The sequence below is a fragment of the Falsigemmobacter faecalis genome (assembly GCF_003863335.1).
Taxonomy (GTDB): Bacteria; Pseudomonadota; Alphaproteobacteria; order Rhodobacterales; family Rhodobacteraceae; genus Wagnerdoeblera; species Wagnerdoeblera faecalis.
Map to the genome: position 1 here is coordinate 1 of NZ_RRAZ01000018.1, position 14938 is coordinate 14938.

The window sequence follows — 14938 nt, forward strand, 5'->3', positions numbered from 1 at the left end:
GGCGAGCTTCTCGCCCAAGCGCGATTTGGCCGAGATCTTGCGGCGTTCATCTTGCAGCCATGCGCCGAATGCGGCGACCAAGGGCGCTGATCGGGTTTGGCGTGCGGACAGGCGTTGGCCGGGCGAGACACCGCGGATATCGGCCTCGATAGCATAGATCTCGGCGATGCGCCTGAGGCCTTCGCGCGCGATCTCAGAGCCGTCCCTGTCGAAGACTTCCTTCAGCTTGCGCCGCGCATGGGCCCAACAATGGGCCACACGGATAGGGTCGCCGCCTTTGCGCGTGACCTTGGTCAGGCGGTTGTAGCCGGTATAGCCCTTCGTCGGCAAAACGCTCCCCCGGAGCGTTTTGTGACCCTCCTCAGTCTGCAGGATACCGTTGAAGCCGACAAGGAACGCCTCGCCATGTTCGCCGGACCGGCCGGGTGCATAGGAATAAACCACGCCGGGCGGATCCTCTCCCCCCCAGGCCCGATCATCGCGGGCCAGTGCCCACAGGTAACCCGTCTTGGTGCTTCCTCTTCCGGGATCGAGGACCGGCGCGGTGGTTTCGTCCATGAAGAGCTTGGTGGAGCGCTTCAGCTCCTGTGCCATCCGATCCACGATTGGAGCCAGATGGAAGGCGGCCTTGCCGACCCAGTCGGCAAGCACCGCGCGGTGCAGCTCCAGGCCGTTCCGGGCAAGGATCTGGCTCTGGCGATAGAGCGGCAGATGATCGGCATATTTTGAGACCAGCACATGGGCAATGGTCGCCTCGGTCGGCAAACCGCCCGTCACCAGATGCGCCGGAGCCGGCGCCTGCACCACGCCGTCGGTGCAGGCGCGGCAGGCATACTTCGGGCGCACAGTGACGATGACGCGCAGCTGGGCGGGCACGATATCCAGCCGTTCGCTGCGGTCCTCGCCGATCTTGTGCAGTCGTCATGCCGCGCCATCGGTCCGAGCGGCAGGACGACGCCGCAGCCGCACGGGCAAATGAGGCTGTCGGGTTCGATCACTTGCACGATGCGCGGCAGGTCGGCCGGCAGATTGCCGATGGTGCGTTTGATCGCGGGCTTGGCGGCCTTCAGATCGGGATCAGGCGCCATGCCCCGCTGCAGCTTGGCCTCTTCGACTTCGGCCAGCGCGATGGAGAGGTCTTCGAAGGCCAGTTGGCGGTCGTCTTCGGACAGCTTCTCGGACCTTTTGCCGTGCAGGGCATGGTTCAACTCGGCGATCAGATGTTCTTGGCGGCGGGTGATCTCTTTGAGCGCCGCGACCTCTGCGAGCAGGGCTTCAACCGCCGCACGCTCACGCGCGGGGATGGCCGAGAGGTCGAGGACGGGCGCTTTTGACATGGTCGGACATTAGCGGAGATGCCCAATAAAATCACGTAAAATCAGTATATTTCGGTTGGATTTTACTCTGCCCATGCAGGTGCTTTGACCTCCAATGGCCGCACCTTACGCCAGTCCAAGCCCGCGAACAGAGCCTCGAACTGCGCCCGATTGAGGGTCATCGCTCCGTCGCGCACTGCCGGCCAGACGAAGCTTGACGCTTCCAAGCGTTTATAGGCCATGACCAGCCCCGTGCCGTCCCAGAACAACAGCTTCAACCGGTCCGCCCGTTTGGAGCGGAACACAAAGACCGTTCCCGTGAAGGGTGCCTCGCGTAGCATGTTCTGCACGAGCGCGGCCAAGCCATCATGGCCTTTGCGGAAGTCGACCGGACGCGTGGCGATCAGAATGCGCACGCCTTGGGTGGGTATCAGCATGGCTGCATGGCCAAAGCATGGGCGATCTCGGCGATCCGCACGGCGGGCGTATCGCCGGCCAGTTCCACCACGACGCTTCCCGACAGCAGCCGGATCGGTGGCGACGCGCCTGGCGCGACAGGTGGCGCCTCATCCCGCACCACAAGCGGGGCGAAGATGGGCTCAGCCGCGTCCCCCCGCAGCGCCGGCAGCACCAGCTTGCCGGTCTTGGCCAAGCGTCGCCAGGCGGACAGCTGGTTGGGCTGAAGGCCATAGCGCCGCGCAACGCTGCCGACAGAGGCCCCATGCTCCAGCGTCTCCGCCACGATCCGTGCCTTCACCACGGCGGGCCATCGGCGATGACCAGAGGCAAACACATCCACACCCAGCGATGTGAGAAACGCATGTTGAGCACACATTGCAAAACGCACTCCCCTTCAAACAATGGGAGAACGCCTCGCAGGTATGGCAGAGCCAGACAATGTGGGGGCCAGCGACCCCTTACACTGATCGAGACCTGTAAGCTCAACAAGGTCGATCCCTTCGCATGGCTCAGCGCTACGCTGACAACCATCGTTCAGGGACATAAGCAGTCTGAGATCGATCAACTCATGCCATGGGCATTCAAGCTGGACGTGTGAACGGCACAGCGCTTACGGCGGAGCAGTAAACGATCCAAGGGATCGTTTGCCCGCTGAACGGTCAAACGCTTCAAGTATCAGGATAACCAGCAGCTCAGGGCTGAGACTGTGTGGAAACTCCGTTTTGTGGTAACCTTTTCCCTGGTGGTGGAGGATCGGCATGTCGGGTTTCATCGAAGGTGTGGCGCGCGGTCAGACGGTCCTTTTTCCGGATCGTCTCGAAGACTGGATCGATGAGGATCACATGGTCCGTGTCGTCGATTTTTTCGTCGAAGAGCTCAATCTGGCGGAGTTGGGGTTCGTGCGTGCTCTGCATTCCCGCACCGGTCGGCCCGGCTATCATCCTGCAGTTCTGCTCAAGCTGTTCATCTACGGTTATCTGAACCGGATCCCGTCGAGCCGAAGGTTGGAGCGCGAAGCTGGCCGCAATGTCGAGCTGATGTGGCTGACGGGACGCCTCGTTCCCGACCACAAAACCATCGCCGATTTCCGCAGGGACAACGGCCCCGGCATCCGACGCACCTGTGCGCAATTCGTGGAGCTGTGCCGGCGCATCGGCGTGCTGAAGGGCGCCTGCGTCGCCATCGACGGCAGCAAGTTCCGCGCGGTGAATGCCCGCGACCGCAACTTCACCAAGGGCAAGATCTCCAGCCGCATCGCCCATCTGGAGGCCGACGTCGAACGCTATATCAATGAGATGGTGCGCGTTGACCGGCAGGAGGACAGCGAGGTCCGTGCCGAGAAGGTCGCGCATCTGGCCAGGCGTTACGGGCGCTTCCGCCAACACATTCAGTATCTGAAAGCCATGGATCGGGCCTTGGCGGATGCTCAGGACGGACAGATATCCCTGACAGATCCTGACGCCCGCGCCATGGCGACCAGCGCTCGGAACAGCGGCATGGTTGGTTATAATGTCCAGACCGCCGTCGATGCCGAGACGCATCTGATCGTCGCGCAGGATGTTACGAACCAAGGCCATGATCGTGACCTTCTGGTGCCAATGGCAGGTGCTGCGAAAGAGGCGCTTCACCGCGACGAGATACATGTGCTGGCTGACAAGGGATACTTCAGCGGGCGGCAGATCCTGACCTGCCACGAGGCCGGCATCACCACCACAATTCCGCGCCCCGAGACATCAGGCAACCGGATCAAGGGCATGTATGTGAAGCCCGACTTCGCCTTCGAGGCCGAAGCGGACATCTACCGCTGCCCGGCCGGGGAGGCACTGACCTACCGCTACACCACCGAGGAGGACGGGCTGGAACTACGCCGCTACTGGACCGGGGAGTGCGGCGGATGCCCCATGAAGGCCCGCTGCACAACCGGCAAGGAGCGCCGGATCACCCGGTGGGCGCACGAGCATCTGATCGAAGCGGCACGGGCCCGACTGATCAGCCCTTCAGAGCCGATGACAGTCCGGCGCAGCACCGTCGAGCACCCGTTCGGCACCCTCAAGGCCTGGATGGGCACAACCCACTTCCTGACGCGTCGGCTGAGGAACGTGAAGACAGAAATCGCGCTGAACGTCCTCGCCTACAACATCAAGCGGATGGTGGCACTGATCGGTATCCGTGGCCTGATGGCTGCGGTGAAGGCCTGAAAGAGGATGGCCGAAGCGCGTTCGGCCGAAATCTATTGCCTTCCAGAGAAATGACTTCGCTCACTGACACCAGGTACCCTCACACGCGAGAGTTTCCACACAGCCTAGGCTCATCCCGGCGACGACATGGCCGCCTATAATTATGCCCACAGGCTGAAGACCCTGAATGGTCTCACGCCACACGAATACATCTGCAAAATCCGGACTTCAGAATCGCAACGCTTCATCCTTAATCCTATCCAGCAGATGCCGGACTGAGCACCTACGGTGAAAACAAACACTTAATGATTGATTAGGGCGAACTCATTAACCGGCTTTAATTTTCTTTGCCGCGTGTTCTCCTAATTCGGAAAGGCTTTCTACATATTTCTGCATGTTGAAATTATCAAAGGCGATCTGCTTTGACTGCAAGCCAATTTTCCGGCAGAGGTCCTGATCCTTCGCGATCTCAGCGAGTTTGTACCCCATATCTGCAGCATCCAGATAAGAAGCTACGCAACTATCACCCAGTCCATTGGAATTTAAAATTGGTGAAAATCCGCTTGCATTGTCAAAGCAGATCATCGGAATGCCATAAATCATTGCATCCATGGCAACATTTGGTAAGGGGTCGAGGCGACTGCTAAGGAGAAAGGCGTCAGCTAAGGAATAAGCGTAATCGATCTCTGTCGTGTGCCCTGCAATGGTTAATTTGTCAGATAAACCAGCGCGTTTTATCTGATCCTCCAGATAGACCGAATAATTTTGGTCGCGGGCGACATCATATCCAGCTCCGAACCAATAGAAACGCATTCGAATACTTGGAGCTCTCGCCGATGCGACGCGTGCTGCCTCAATGAACAGATCGACCCCTTTACGGAAATCTACTGTGCCCGATCCAATCACAACAAAATCTTTGTTTTCTTCGCCAGCACGCATTAAATATTTCAAACGTTTCTTCTCGAGATTCGTTGCCTCTTCTGTGGTGTCTAACTTTGGCACCTGAGTTTTTCCTTGCGGAATAATGTGAATCTGCGGGTTCGCAGATAAATTGGTCAACTCAATTGCGTTGGACATAGTAACTTCGCTGGAGAATACAATTTCGTCCGCCGCTTCGAAAACTTCGTCAAAAGAATGGCGTGGGGAGGTGTATGTGGCGAACTCATGTATCAAAGATACACTCGCTACATTTGAAGACTTAAGTATTGGAAGGATAGAGCGGGACTCGATTGAGTTTATGATGGCAAAATGAAATTTTGTTTTTGCCACTAATCCCCGCACACGGCGGGCGCTGCTATTATCTCCGCGCGGTCGGTTTTGGAGGACTTCTACGTGACAGGCTACGTCGCGGAAAACGTTAGAAAGTATTCCTCCGCGTAAGAATATTACCGTAACATTATACTGACTGGTGAGGTGTTTGGATATGTTATAGCTCAGAATCGGGGCCCCGGTTTGACTGGCTTCGTGGGCCACGACCAAAACGTTCTTTTTTCCGGCATCAAAGGCTTGGAATCCTTTGATGCTGAGTTCATTTCCGGTAATTTCAGATTTCAACTCATACTGATTGGGAGTTCCAACTAAGCTCCTGTTCGGGTCGAGCTTAGCGGCTGATTGCAGAAAACGAAGTCTTCGGCGTTCAGAGAAAAGGTATGATTTTTTTGACAGGCTTTTTAGTATCTTGTATATATTTCGATTGTAAAATTCTTTGAGGGGGTAATTCCGGGCGTTGGCAATTTCTTTGCGGAGTCTGTTGATCTCACTTTGGAAGGATCGTCCCTCCTGCAGGGCAGAGATAAGATCCGCCTCAAGTTGATGCGAACCAGCATTTACTTTCACTGGGAGATCTATTTTTTGAGGCGCATTGTCCATCAAGGTTCTCATCCTACGATAATCCGAGGATCTCATATCCTTGGTATGGGTGAGTGTCAAAGAAGACCAGGGAAGACAGGCCGGAACCTTTTAAGAGAAATTCGGACTGATAAGATAAGAGGGCACTGTCACAAGGTGGTATGTGCGATTGGTCGCGGAATAGGTGTGCTTGCCCTGCCGTGAGGGATACTGAGGCTGAACGACCGGGCGCCGGGATCTCCAGATCCTTACCTTTTTGGGAAATTCCTGCATTTTCCAGCCGTGATCGCAGGCAGGAGGCAATACCCCCGGCCGCGTGTGCTATGTTTCGCTGGGAGTCTTTGCCACGCTAAGGTGCCGCAAACCCGGGGCTCCGCGGTCCTGCGCGCTATGGGGCCAGAGGTGTCTGTGAGGGCAGGGGGGGCTGAGGCCGGATCACGCCAGAACGCTGTCGCATCGAAGCGACGGCGCTTTGGCGGGCAGTTGTCATAACCGCGAAATAATTGATTTATTTCAGATGTATATGGCGGAAGCGGTGGGATTCGAACCCACGGTGGAGTCTCCCCCACGCTGGTTTTCAAGACCAGAGCCTTAAACCACTCGGCCACACTTCCGTGCTTTGACGGCGCTCAGTGAGCCGTCCGGTTGCGGGGGTTTAAGCATATCCCCGCGCAGGCGTAAAGCGGGGTTTTCTGCAAAATGCCCCGGCCGCTGCGGGGATGCAACGGCCGGGCAGGGATCATGACGCGGGGGTGTAGTTCAGGATCGGCGAAAGCCAGCGTTCGGCCTCTGACAGATCCATGCCTTTGCGGCGGGCGTAGTCTTCGGCCTGGTCTTTCTCGATCCGGGCGACGCCGAAATAATAGCTCTCAGGATGCGAGAGATAGAGGCCGGAGACCGAAGACCCGGGCCACATCGCCATGCTTTCCGTCAGCTGCACACCGGCCTGGGCTTCGGCGTCGAGCAGCTTAAAGAGGGTGACTTTCTCGGTGTGATCGGGCTGCGCGGGATAGCCGGGGGCAGGGCGGATGCCGGCATAGGGCTCGCCGATCAGCTCCTGGGGGGCATAGGTCTCATCCCTGGCATAGCCCCAGTGCTCGCGGCGCACGCGCTCATGCAGCATCTCGGCCATGGCTTCGGCATAGCGGTCGGCGAGGGCCTTCACCATGATCGAGGCGTAATCGTCATTCGCTTTTTCAAAGCGATCGGCGATTTCGATCTCCTCGGGACCGGCGGTGACGACAAAGCCGCCCACCCAGTCCGACGTGCCCTCAGGCGCCACGAAGTCCGAGAGCGCCACATTGGGGCGGCCTTCGCGCTTGGTGGTCTGCTGGCGCAGCGTGTGCAGCGTTGCAAGCTCGCTGCTGCGGTCCTCGCCGGTGAAGAGGCGGATGTCATCGCCCACCGCATTGGCCGGCCAGAAGCCGATGACGGCGCGGGGCTTGAACCATTTCTCCGAGATGATCTGCGCCAGCATCCCCTGGGCATCGGCAAAGAGCGCGCGGGCGGCCTCGCCCTGTTTTTCGTCGTCGAGGATCTTCGGATAGACGCCCTTCAGCTCCCAGGTCTGGAAGAAGGGGGTCCAGTCGATATAGCGCGCGATCTCGGCCAGATCCCAGTCCGCGATCACGCGGGTGCCGGTGAAAGACGGCGCTGCAGGGGCAAAGCCCGTGGGTTTAAAGGCATTGGCACGGGCCGCCGTCAGCGGCAGGCGCTGCTTCAGGCGCTCGGCGCGCTCATGGCCCTCGGCTACGGCTTTATACTCCGCGCGCAGCCCTTCGACATAACCGGGCTTCATCTCGGGCGAGAGAAGCTGGCCGACCACGCCCACGGCGCGGGAGGCATCGGTGACATAGACCGCCTGACCGCTGAGATAGCGGGGGGCGATCTTGACGGCGGTATGGATCTTCGAGGTGGTGGCACCGCCGATCATCAGCGGGATGTCAAAACCCTCACGCTCCATCTCGGCGGCCATATGGACCATCTCATCGAGCGAGGGGGTGATAAGGCCGGAGAGCCCGATCACATCGACATTGTGTTCGCGCGCGGCCTGCAGGATCTTTTGCGGCGGCACCATGACGCCGAGATCAATGATCTCATAATTGTTGCAGGCGAGAACCACGCCGACGATGTTTTTGCCGATGTCATGGACATCGCCTTTCACCGTGGCCATCAGGATTTTGCCCGCCGCCTGGCGTTCGCCCGAGCCGCCATTGGCAAGCTTTTCGGCCTCCATATAGGGCAGGAGCACGGCCACGGCCTGTTTCATCACCCGGGCGGATTTCACCACCTGGGGCAGGAACATTTTGCCCGCGCCGAAAAGATCGCCCACCACGTTCATCCCCGCCATCAGCGGGCCTTCGATGACATGCAGGGGGCGGTCGTAATTCTGCCGCGCCTCTTCGGTATCGGCTTCGATGAATTCGGTGATGCCATTGACCAGCGCATGTTCGATCCGCTTGGCGACCGGCCAGTCGCGCCAGCCGAGATCGCGCTCTTTGGCCTCTTTGCCGCCGGTGCCGCGGTACTTCTCGGCCACTTCCAGCAGACGCTCGGTGGCGTCGGCGCGGCGGTTCAGAACGGCATCCTCGCAGGCCTCGCGCAGGTCGGGGTCGATCTGGTCGTAGACCGCCAGCTGGCCCGCGTTGACGATGCCCATATCCATCCCCGCCTGAATGGCGTGGTATAGGAAAACGGCATGCATGGCTTCGCGCACCGGCTCATTGCCGCGGAAGGAGAACGACAGGTTCGACACCCCGCCCGAGACATGGGCATGGGGCAGATTCTGGCGGATCCAGGCCGTGGCCTCAATGAAATCAACGCCGTAGTTGTTGTGCTCTTCGATGCCCGTGGCGATGGCGAAGACATTGGGGTCAAAGATGATGTCTTCCGGCGGGAAGCTCAGCTCTTCGGTCAGGATCTTATAGGCGCGGGCGCAGATCTCAACCTTGCGCTGGTAGCTGTCGGCCTGGCCTTTTTCATCAAAGGCCATGACCACGACCGCCGCGCCATAGGCAAGGCAGAGCGAGGCATGGTGGCGGAACTGCTCTTCGCCCTCTTTCAGCGAGATCGAGTTGACGATGGCCTTGCCCTGCACGCATTTCAGACCAGCCTCGATGACCTCCCATTTTGAGCTGTCGATCATCACCGGGACGCGGGCGATATCGGGCTCTGAGGCGACGAGGTTCAGATATTCGATCATCGCGGCCTGCGAGTCGATCAGACCCTCATCCATATTGATGTCGATGATCTGCGCGCCGTTTTCGACCTGCTGGCGGGCCACTTCGAGGGCGGCGGCATAGTCGCGGTTGGTGACCAGTTTGCGGAATTTGGCCGAGCCGGTGACATTGGTCCGCTCGCCGACGTTCACGAAGGGGATGTCGGGTGTCAGAACGAAGGGCTCAAGGCCCGAAAGGCGCAGGTAAGGGGTGGTCATCAGGCTTTTACCTCACGCGGGGCGAAGGGGGCGACGGCTTCGGCGATCGCGCGGATATGCTCAGGCGTGGTGCCGCAGCAGCCGCCGGTGATATTGAGAAGGCCCGCACGGGCGAAATCGGCGATCTGGCGGGCGGTGTCTTCCGGGCCTTCGTCATATTGGCCGAAAGCATTGGGCAGGCCCGCATTGGGATAGGCGCAGATATGCGTCGGGGCCACGGCTGCGAGTTCGGCGATATGCGGCCGCATGGCCGAGGCACCGAGCGCGCAGTTCAGACCGACCGAGAAGGGGCGGGCATGGGCGACCGAATGCCAGAAGGCGGTCGGCGTCTGTCCGGTCAGCGTGCGGCCCGAGGCATCGGTGATGGTGCCCGAGATCATGATCGGCAGGCGGCTTCCGTGTTCGGCAAAGGCTTCAAAGGTCGCGAAGATCGCGGCTTTGGCGTTCAGCGTGTCAAAGATCGTCTCAATGAGGATGAGATCGGCACCGCCCGCGATCAGCCCGCGGACCTGCTGGCCGTAAGCGGTGCGCAGCTCATCAAAGCTGACGGCGCGGTAGCCGGGGTTATTGACGTCCGGCGAGATTGAGGCGGTGCGGTTGGTGGGGCCGACGGCGCCTGCAACAAAGCGCGGTTTGCCGTCGATCGCGGTGGCGCGGTCGAGCGCGCGGCGGACCACGCGCGCGCCTTCATAGTTCAGATCCCAGACCGCCTCTTCCATGCCGTAATCGGCCTGGGCGATGGTGGTGGCGGAGAAAGTATTGGTTTCAACAATATCGGCGCCGGCCATGGCGTATTTGAAGTGGATCTCTTCAATGGCCCCGGGCTGGCTGAGAATCAGCAGATCATTATTGCCCTTCTGGGGCTTTTCCGAGTGGTGGCGGCAGGCACAGCCCGAGCCATGGCCGGTGTAGTCGTCCTCTCCGAGGCCGAGGCCCTGGATCTGGGTGCCCATGGCGCCGTCGAGAACGAGAATGCGGTCACGCGCAAGGCGTTCAAGCTGCCCGAAGGCGGCCGAGCGGGGAAGCTGGAAGATCTGCATGGGTCACCTTGCGCGAAATCAGGAGGCCGGGGCCTCGTCAGGCTTTGCTATAGGGCAGGGGGAGCTGAATGTGAAATTCACAGATCACAACGTTTATATGAATTTCTCTCATACTTGCAGCCGGGCTTTTCGGGGCGAGGCCGGGGCGCTGCCCCGGACCCCGGAGTATTTTGAAAAAGCCAAAGCGAGGGCTTGGAGCGCGGGGCGGCGGCTGGCATAGCGGGGGAAACGGCGGTCGGGGGCGAGATGGAGCGGGTCATTCTTATTACGGGGTCCTCCTCGGGCATTGGTTATGATGCGGCAAAGACCATGCGGGCGCGCGGCTGGCGGGTGCTGGCGACGGCGCGGCAGGCGCAGGATGTGGCGCGGCTGGAGGCGGAGGGTTTTGAGAGCTTTCTTCTGGATATCGCCAGCTCAGACAGTATTGCGCGGGCGCTGGAGGAGATTGACCTGCGGACCGGTGGTCGGCTGGATGTGCTTTATAACAATGCAGGCTTTGCCATTCCGGGTGCGGTGGAGGATCTTCCGCGCGGCGCGCTGGAGGAGGTTTTTGCCACCAATGTCTTTGGCACCCATGAGCTGACGCGGGCGGTGATTGCGCGGATGCGGGCCGCAGGGAGCGGGCGGATTGTGACGGTGTCGTCGGTTCTGGGCCTGGTGCCGCGGAAGTGGCGCGGGGCCTATGTGGCGTCAAAATATGCGCTGGAGGGGCTGACGGATGTGTTGCGCCTTGAGATGCGCGGCGAGCCGATCCGGGTCAGCCTGATTGAGCCGGGGCCGGTGACGAGCCGGTTTCGCGTCAATCAGATCCCGGGCTTTGAGCGCTGGATTGACTGGAAGGGCTCAGTTCGGGCGGCGGATTATGAGCGCGGGCTGGTTGGACGGCTGTATCTGGCAGAGGGGGCACAGAAGGATGCGTTTGAGCGTCCGGCGGGGGATGTGACGAAAGCGCTGATCCATGCGGCCGAATCTCTGCGGCCCAAAGCGCGGTATTTTGTCACCACGCCGACATGGCTGATGGCGATCTGCCGCCGTCTTTTGCCGGGATCTGCGCTCGACTGGGTGATCTCGAAGGGCTGAGGCGGGGTCTTCGCTTGAATTTGCCGCGTCTTCGGCCTATCTGGCCTTATTGCGGAGAGCAGAGGCAGATCATGGCGAAGACCAACCCGGCACAGTTTATTCAGCAGACCCGGAACGAAATCGGCAAGATCCACTGGCCGAACCGTCGCGAAGTGACACTGACGACCATCATGGTCTTCATCCTGTCCACGATTGCGGCCGTATTTTTCTTTATGGTCGACAGCGGCATCAACCTTGGTCTGCGCGCGCTCCTGGGTCTTTTCTCCTGATCCGGAACGACTTGCGATCAGGCCCCTGCTTCGTTAGAAGGGGCCGGAACTTCCGGACAGCGGCGTGCGAGCGATTCGCCTGCGCGCCGCGGTTTTGTTCCCGGAAGGGCCATTTCGGCTGAGAATGACCAAACGTCCGGGCCTCCGGATATAGCGACAGGTGACACGCATGGCAAAGCGCTGGTATTCGGTGAGCGTCCTCTCGAACTTCGAGAAAAAGGTCGCCGAACAGATTCGTACCGCCGTTGCGGACGCCGGTCTGCAGGAAGAAATTGACGAAGTTCTGGTCCCCACGGAAGAGGTGATCGAGATCCGTCGTGGCAAGAAAGTGACCTCTGAGCGTCGCTTCATGCCGGGCTATGTGCTGGTGCACATGGATATGTCGAACCGCGGCTATCACCTGATCACCTCGATCAACCGCGTCACCGGGTTCCTGGGTCCGCAGGGCCGCCCGATGCCGATGCGCGATGAAGAAGTGAACGGGATGCTGAACCGCACCGAAACGGTGGGTGAGGTCGCTCCGCGCAACCTGATCCGCTTTGAGATCGGTGAGCGCGTCAAAGTGAACGATGGCCCGTTTGAGGGCTTCGACGGTATGGTCGAGGAGGTCGATGAGGCTGTCTCGCGCCTGAAAGTGACCGTCTCGATCTTCGGCCGGGCAACCCCGGTTGAGCTGGAATTCACTCAGGTGACCAAGGTTATCTGAGGATGCGCGGGAGGCGGACGGAGCAATCCGGGCCGCCCGACCGCTAAACTTGCTGTCGGATAATCCGGTGGCACAGTGATAAGGAGAGGGCCAGATGGCCAAGAAGATTATGGGGCAGCTGAAGCTGCAGGTGAAGGCTCAGCAAGCCAACCCGTCGCCGCCGGTTGGTCCGGCGCTGGGTCAGCGCGGCCTGAACATCATGGCGTTCGTCAAAGAATTCAACGCCAAGACCGCAGACATCGAAGCAGGTTCGCCGACCCCGGTCGTCATCACCTACTACGCAGACAAGTCGTTCACGCTTGAGCTGAAAACCGCACCGGCATCGTTCCTGCTGAAAAAAGCAGCCGGTCTGAAGCCGCAGGGCAAGCGCGCCCGTATGCAGGGTTCGCCGAAGCCGGGCCGCGTTGTCCAGGGCACCGTGACCGTTGCTCAGGTTCGCGCGATCGCTGAAGCGAAAATGAAAGACCTGTCGGCCAACGATATCGAAGCAGCAATGCTGATCATCGTGGGTTCGGCCCGCTCCTGCGGCATCGAAGTGAAGGGCTGATTGTAATGACCAAAGTTGCAAAACGCACCGCCTCCGCCCGCGCTCTGTTTGACGGCAAGTCGAACCTGACCGTTGAAGACGCTGTTGCGCTGATCAAATCGGCTGCGACCGCGAAATTCGACGAGACCGTTGAGATCTCGCTGAACCTCGGCGTTGACCCGCGTCACGCAGACCAGATGGTCCGCGGCGTTGTCGGCCTGCCGAACGGCACCGGTAAAACCGTGCGCGTCGCTGTTTTCGCCCGTGGCGCCAAGGCTGATGAAGCCAAAGCAGCCGGCGCAGACATCGTTGGTGCAGAAGACCTGCTGGAGACCATCCAGAAGGGTGTCATCGAGTTCGATCGCTGCATCGCGACCCCGGACATGATGCCGCTGGTTGGCCGCCTGGGCAAAATCCTCGGCCCGCGCAACCTGATGCCGAACCCGAAAGTGGGCACCGTGACCATGGATGTCGCGACCGCTGTCGGCAACGCTAAGGGCGGCGAAGTGCAGTTCAAAGTCGAAAAAGCCGGGATCATCCACGGCGGCGTCGGCAAAGTCTCCTTCGACGCAGCGAAGCTCGCTGAAAACATCCGCACCTTCGTGGACGCGGTTGTCAAAGCGAAACCGGCTGGCGCCAAAGGCACCTACCTGAAAAAAGTCTCGCTTGCTTCGACCATGGGTCCTGGCGTAAGCGTTGACCTCGCCTCGACTTCGAAGTAAGTCACGGCAAAAGAATTCCTGACTCGCAAGAGTTCAGGGAGACGGGGCAGCAATGCCCCGTCCTGTCCGAGACGGAGGGTGCGTATGACCCATACGCTTAATGTCCTTCCTGAGATGGGAAACGGGAACGAAGCCGGAGGCGCTGCCTCGGGTGATCTGACCGGGACCCTCACGGACCCGACCGCTGCCATCCCACAAAGGTGGTGGCGAAAACGAGCCGGGGAGCAATCCCCAAACTTGGAGTAAACCTGTGGATAGAGCCCAGAAAGAACAACTGGTCGAGGAACTCGGCCAGGTCTTCGCAAGCTCTGGCGTCGTGGTGGTTGCCCACTACGAAGGCATGACGGTTGCTCAGATGCAGGCCCTGCGTGCGGAAATGCGTTCCGTAGGCGGTGGCGTTCGCGTCGCCAAGAACAAGCTCGCTCAGATCGCCCTTGAAGGCAAACCCCAGTCGGGGATCGCCGCTCTGCTCAAGGGTATGACTGCTTTCGCTTATTCGGAAGATCCGGTCGCTGCGGCGAAGATCTCCGAAGCATATGCCAAGAAAAACGACAAGTTCGTGATTCTCGGCGGTGCTATGGGCGAAACGGTTCTCGACCAGGCTGGTGTTAAAGCTGTTGCAGCTATGCCGTCGCGTGAAGAGCTTATCGCTCAGATCGTTTCGTGCATCGGTGCCCCGGCTTCGAACATCGCTGGTGCGATCGGCGCGCCTGCGGCGAACATCGCTGGCATCCTCTCGACTATCGAGGACAAAGCGGCTGCCTGAGCCACACCCTCTCGTGCCGGAGATGTGTTCAACACGTCGCCGGAACCCCATCTTTGATACTAGGAAGCTAAAAAATGGCTGATCTTAAAGCACTTGCCGAACAAATCGTTGGTCTGACCCTCCTGCAAGCTCAGGAACTGAAAACCATCCTGAAAGACGAGTACGGCATCGAGCCGGCTGCTGGTGGCGCTGTTATGGTTGCCGGCCCGGCTGCAGCTGCTGAAGCAGTTGAAGAGAAAACCGAGTTCGACGTCGTCCTGACCGACGCTGGCGCGAACAAAATCAACGTCATCAAAGAAGTCCGCGCCATCACCGGCCTGGGCCTGAAAGAAGCTAAAGACCTCGTCGAAGCTGGCGGCAAGGTCAAAGAAGGCGCTTCGAAAGCTGACGCTGAAGCCATGAAAAAGAAACTCGAAGAAGCTGGCGCTAAAATCGAGCTGAAGTGATTGTGATCTGAATGCCTGAGGCATTCTGACACTATCTTCCAGGCCGGATCCGGGGTATCCCCCGGGTCCGGCTCGACCTGTCTCGAAGGGTGCATTTGTGAATGCCCCCTTCCGGAAAGGTCCGGATTCGGGAGTTCGCCGGTGGGA

The 14938-nt window shown here is 59.8% G+C and carries 13 protein-coding genes, 1 tRNA gene and 3 pseudogenes; 10 read left to right on the top strand and 7 right to left on the bottom strand.

What is annotated here, in order from left to right:
- The 3 genes and pseudogenes from tnpC to tnpA all read right to left on the bottom strand — a co-directional run.
- Positions 1–1337, bottom strand: a pseudogene (tnpC, locus tag EG244_RS12925) (IS66 family transposase); the annotation flags it as partial.
- Between the two features lie 62 nt (positions 1338–1399).
- On the bottom strand, positions 1400–1753 hold the full coding sequence (gene tnpB, locus EG244_RS12930; protein ID WP_124965413.1) for an IS66 family insertion sequence element accessory protein TnpB: 354 nt from the start codon (positions 1751–1753) through the stop codon (positions 1400–1402).
- Positions 1747–2151 (bottom strand): IS66-like element accessory protein TnpA, encoded by a 405-nt coding sequence (gene tnpA / locus EG244_RS21310; RefSeq protein ID WP_267900277.1) that lies wholly within the window; start codon positions 2149–2151, stop codon positions 1747–1749. The genes tnpB and tnpA overlap by 7 nt, the downstream gene beginning before the upstream one ends.
- A gap of 84 nt (positions 2152–2235) precedes the next feature.
- Here tnpA and EG244_RS20975 point away from each other — a divergent pair.
- The 3 genes and pseudogenes from EG244_RS20975 to EG244_RS21645 all read left to right on the top strand — a co-directional run.
- Positions 2236–2373, top strand: a pseudogene (locus EG244_RS20975) (transposase domain-containing protein); the annotation flags it as partial.
- A 160-nt stretch (positions 2374–2533) separates the two neighbouring features.
- Positions 2534–3973, top strand: a complete 1440-nt coding sequence (locus EG244_RS12945; protein ID WP_124965414.1) for an IS1182 family transposase — start codon at positions 2534–2536, stop codon at positions 3971–3973.
- A gap of 111 nt (positions 3974–4084) precedes the next feature.
- Positions 4085–4231, top strand: a pseudogene (locus tag EG244_RS21645) (IS481 family transposase); the annotation flags it as partial.
- Positions 4232–4279: 48 nt separating this feature from the next.
- Here EG244_RS21645 and EG244_RS12955 read toward each other — a convergent pair.
- The 4 genes from EG244_RS12955 to EG244_RS12970 all read right to left on the bottom strand — a co-directional run bounded on the left by EG244_RS12955 (position 4280) and on the right by EG244_RS12970 (position 10276).
- Positions 4280–5821 carry a glycosyltransferase family 4 protein gene (locus EG244_RS12955; RefSeq protein ID WP_158617304.1) on the bottom strand — a complete coding sequence of 514 codons (1542 nt, stop codon included), beginning with the start codon at positions 5819–5821 and terminating at the stop codon, positions 4280–4282.
- Positions 5822–6324: 503 nt separating this feature from the next.
- Positions 6325–6414, bottom strand: a tRNA-Ser gene (locus EG244_RS12960).
- 125 nt (positions 6415–6539) lie between these two features.
- Entirely contained in the window at positions 6540–9236 is a 2697-nt protein-coding gene (gene metH / locus EG244_RS12965) for a methionine synthase (RefSeq protein ID WP_124965416.1), read from the bottom strand.
- On the bottom strand, positions 9236–10276 hold the full coding sequence (locus EG244_RS12970) for a homocysteine S-methyltransferase family protein (protein ID WP_124965417.1): 1041 nt from the start codon (positions 10274–10276) through the stop codon (positions 9236–9238). Before EG244_RS12970 ends, metH begins: the two co-directional genes overlap by 1 nt.
- Before the next feature lie 246 nt (positions 10277–10522).
- Between EG244_RS12970 and EG244_RS12975 the strand changes: the two genes are divergently transcribed.
- From EG244_RS12975 to rplL, 7 genes are all read left to right on the top strand, one after another.
- A complete protein-coding gene (locus tag EG244_RS12975; RefSeq protein WP_124965418.1) occupies positions 10523–11356 on the top strand; it encodes an SDR family NAD(P)-dependent oxidoreductase in 834 nt (277 codons plus the stop codon).
- A gap of 71 nt (positions 11357–11427) precedes the next feature.
- A complete protein-coding gene (gene secE / locus EG244_RS12980) occupies positions 11428–11625 on the top strand; it encodes a preprotein translocase subunit SecE (protein WP_124965419.1) in 198 nt (65 codons plus the stop codon).
- A 169-nt stretch (positions 11626–11794) separates the two neighbouring features.
- Positions 11795–12331, top strand: coding sequence for a transcription termination/antitermination protein NusG (gene nusG, locus EG244_RS12985; protein WP_124965420.1), 537 nt, complete (start codon positions 11795–11797; stop codon positions 12329–12331).
- Positions 12332–12425: 94 nt separating this feature from the next.
- Entirely contained in the window at positions 12426–12878 is a 453-nt protein-coding gene (rplK, locus tag EG244_RS12990; protein ID WP_124965421.1) for a 50S ribosomal protein L11, read from the top strand.
- Positions 12879–12883: 5 nt separating this feature from the next.
- On the top strand, positions 12884–13579 hold the full coding sequence (gene rplA / locus EG244_RS12995; RefSeq protein WP_124965422.1) for a 50S ribosomal protein L1: 696 nt from the start codon (positions 12884–12886) through the stop codon (positions 13577–13579).
- A 250-nt stretch (positions 13580–13829) separates the two neighbouring features.
- Positions 13830–14345 carry a 50S ribosomal protein L10 gene (rplJ, locus tag EG244_RS13000; RefSeq protein WP_124965423.1) on the top strand — a complete coding sequence of 172 codons (516 nt, stop codon included), beginning with the start codon at positions 13830–13832 and terminating at the stop codon, positions 14343–14345.
- A 74-nt stretch (positions 14346–14419) separates the two neighbouring features.
- Positions 14420–14791 carry a 50S ribosomal protein L7/L12 gene (rplL, locus tag EG244_RS13005; RefSeq protein ID WP_124965424.1) on the top strand — a complete coding sequence of 124 codons (372 nt, stop codon included), beginning with the start codon at positions 14420–14422 and terminating at the stop codon, positions 14789–14791.
- Positions 14792–14938: the final 147 nt, after the last annotated feature.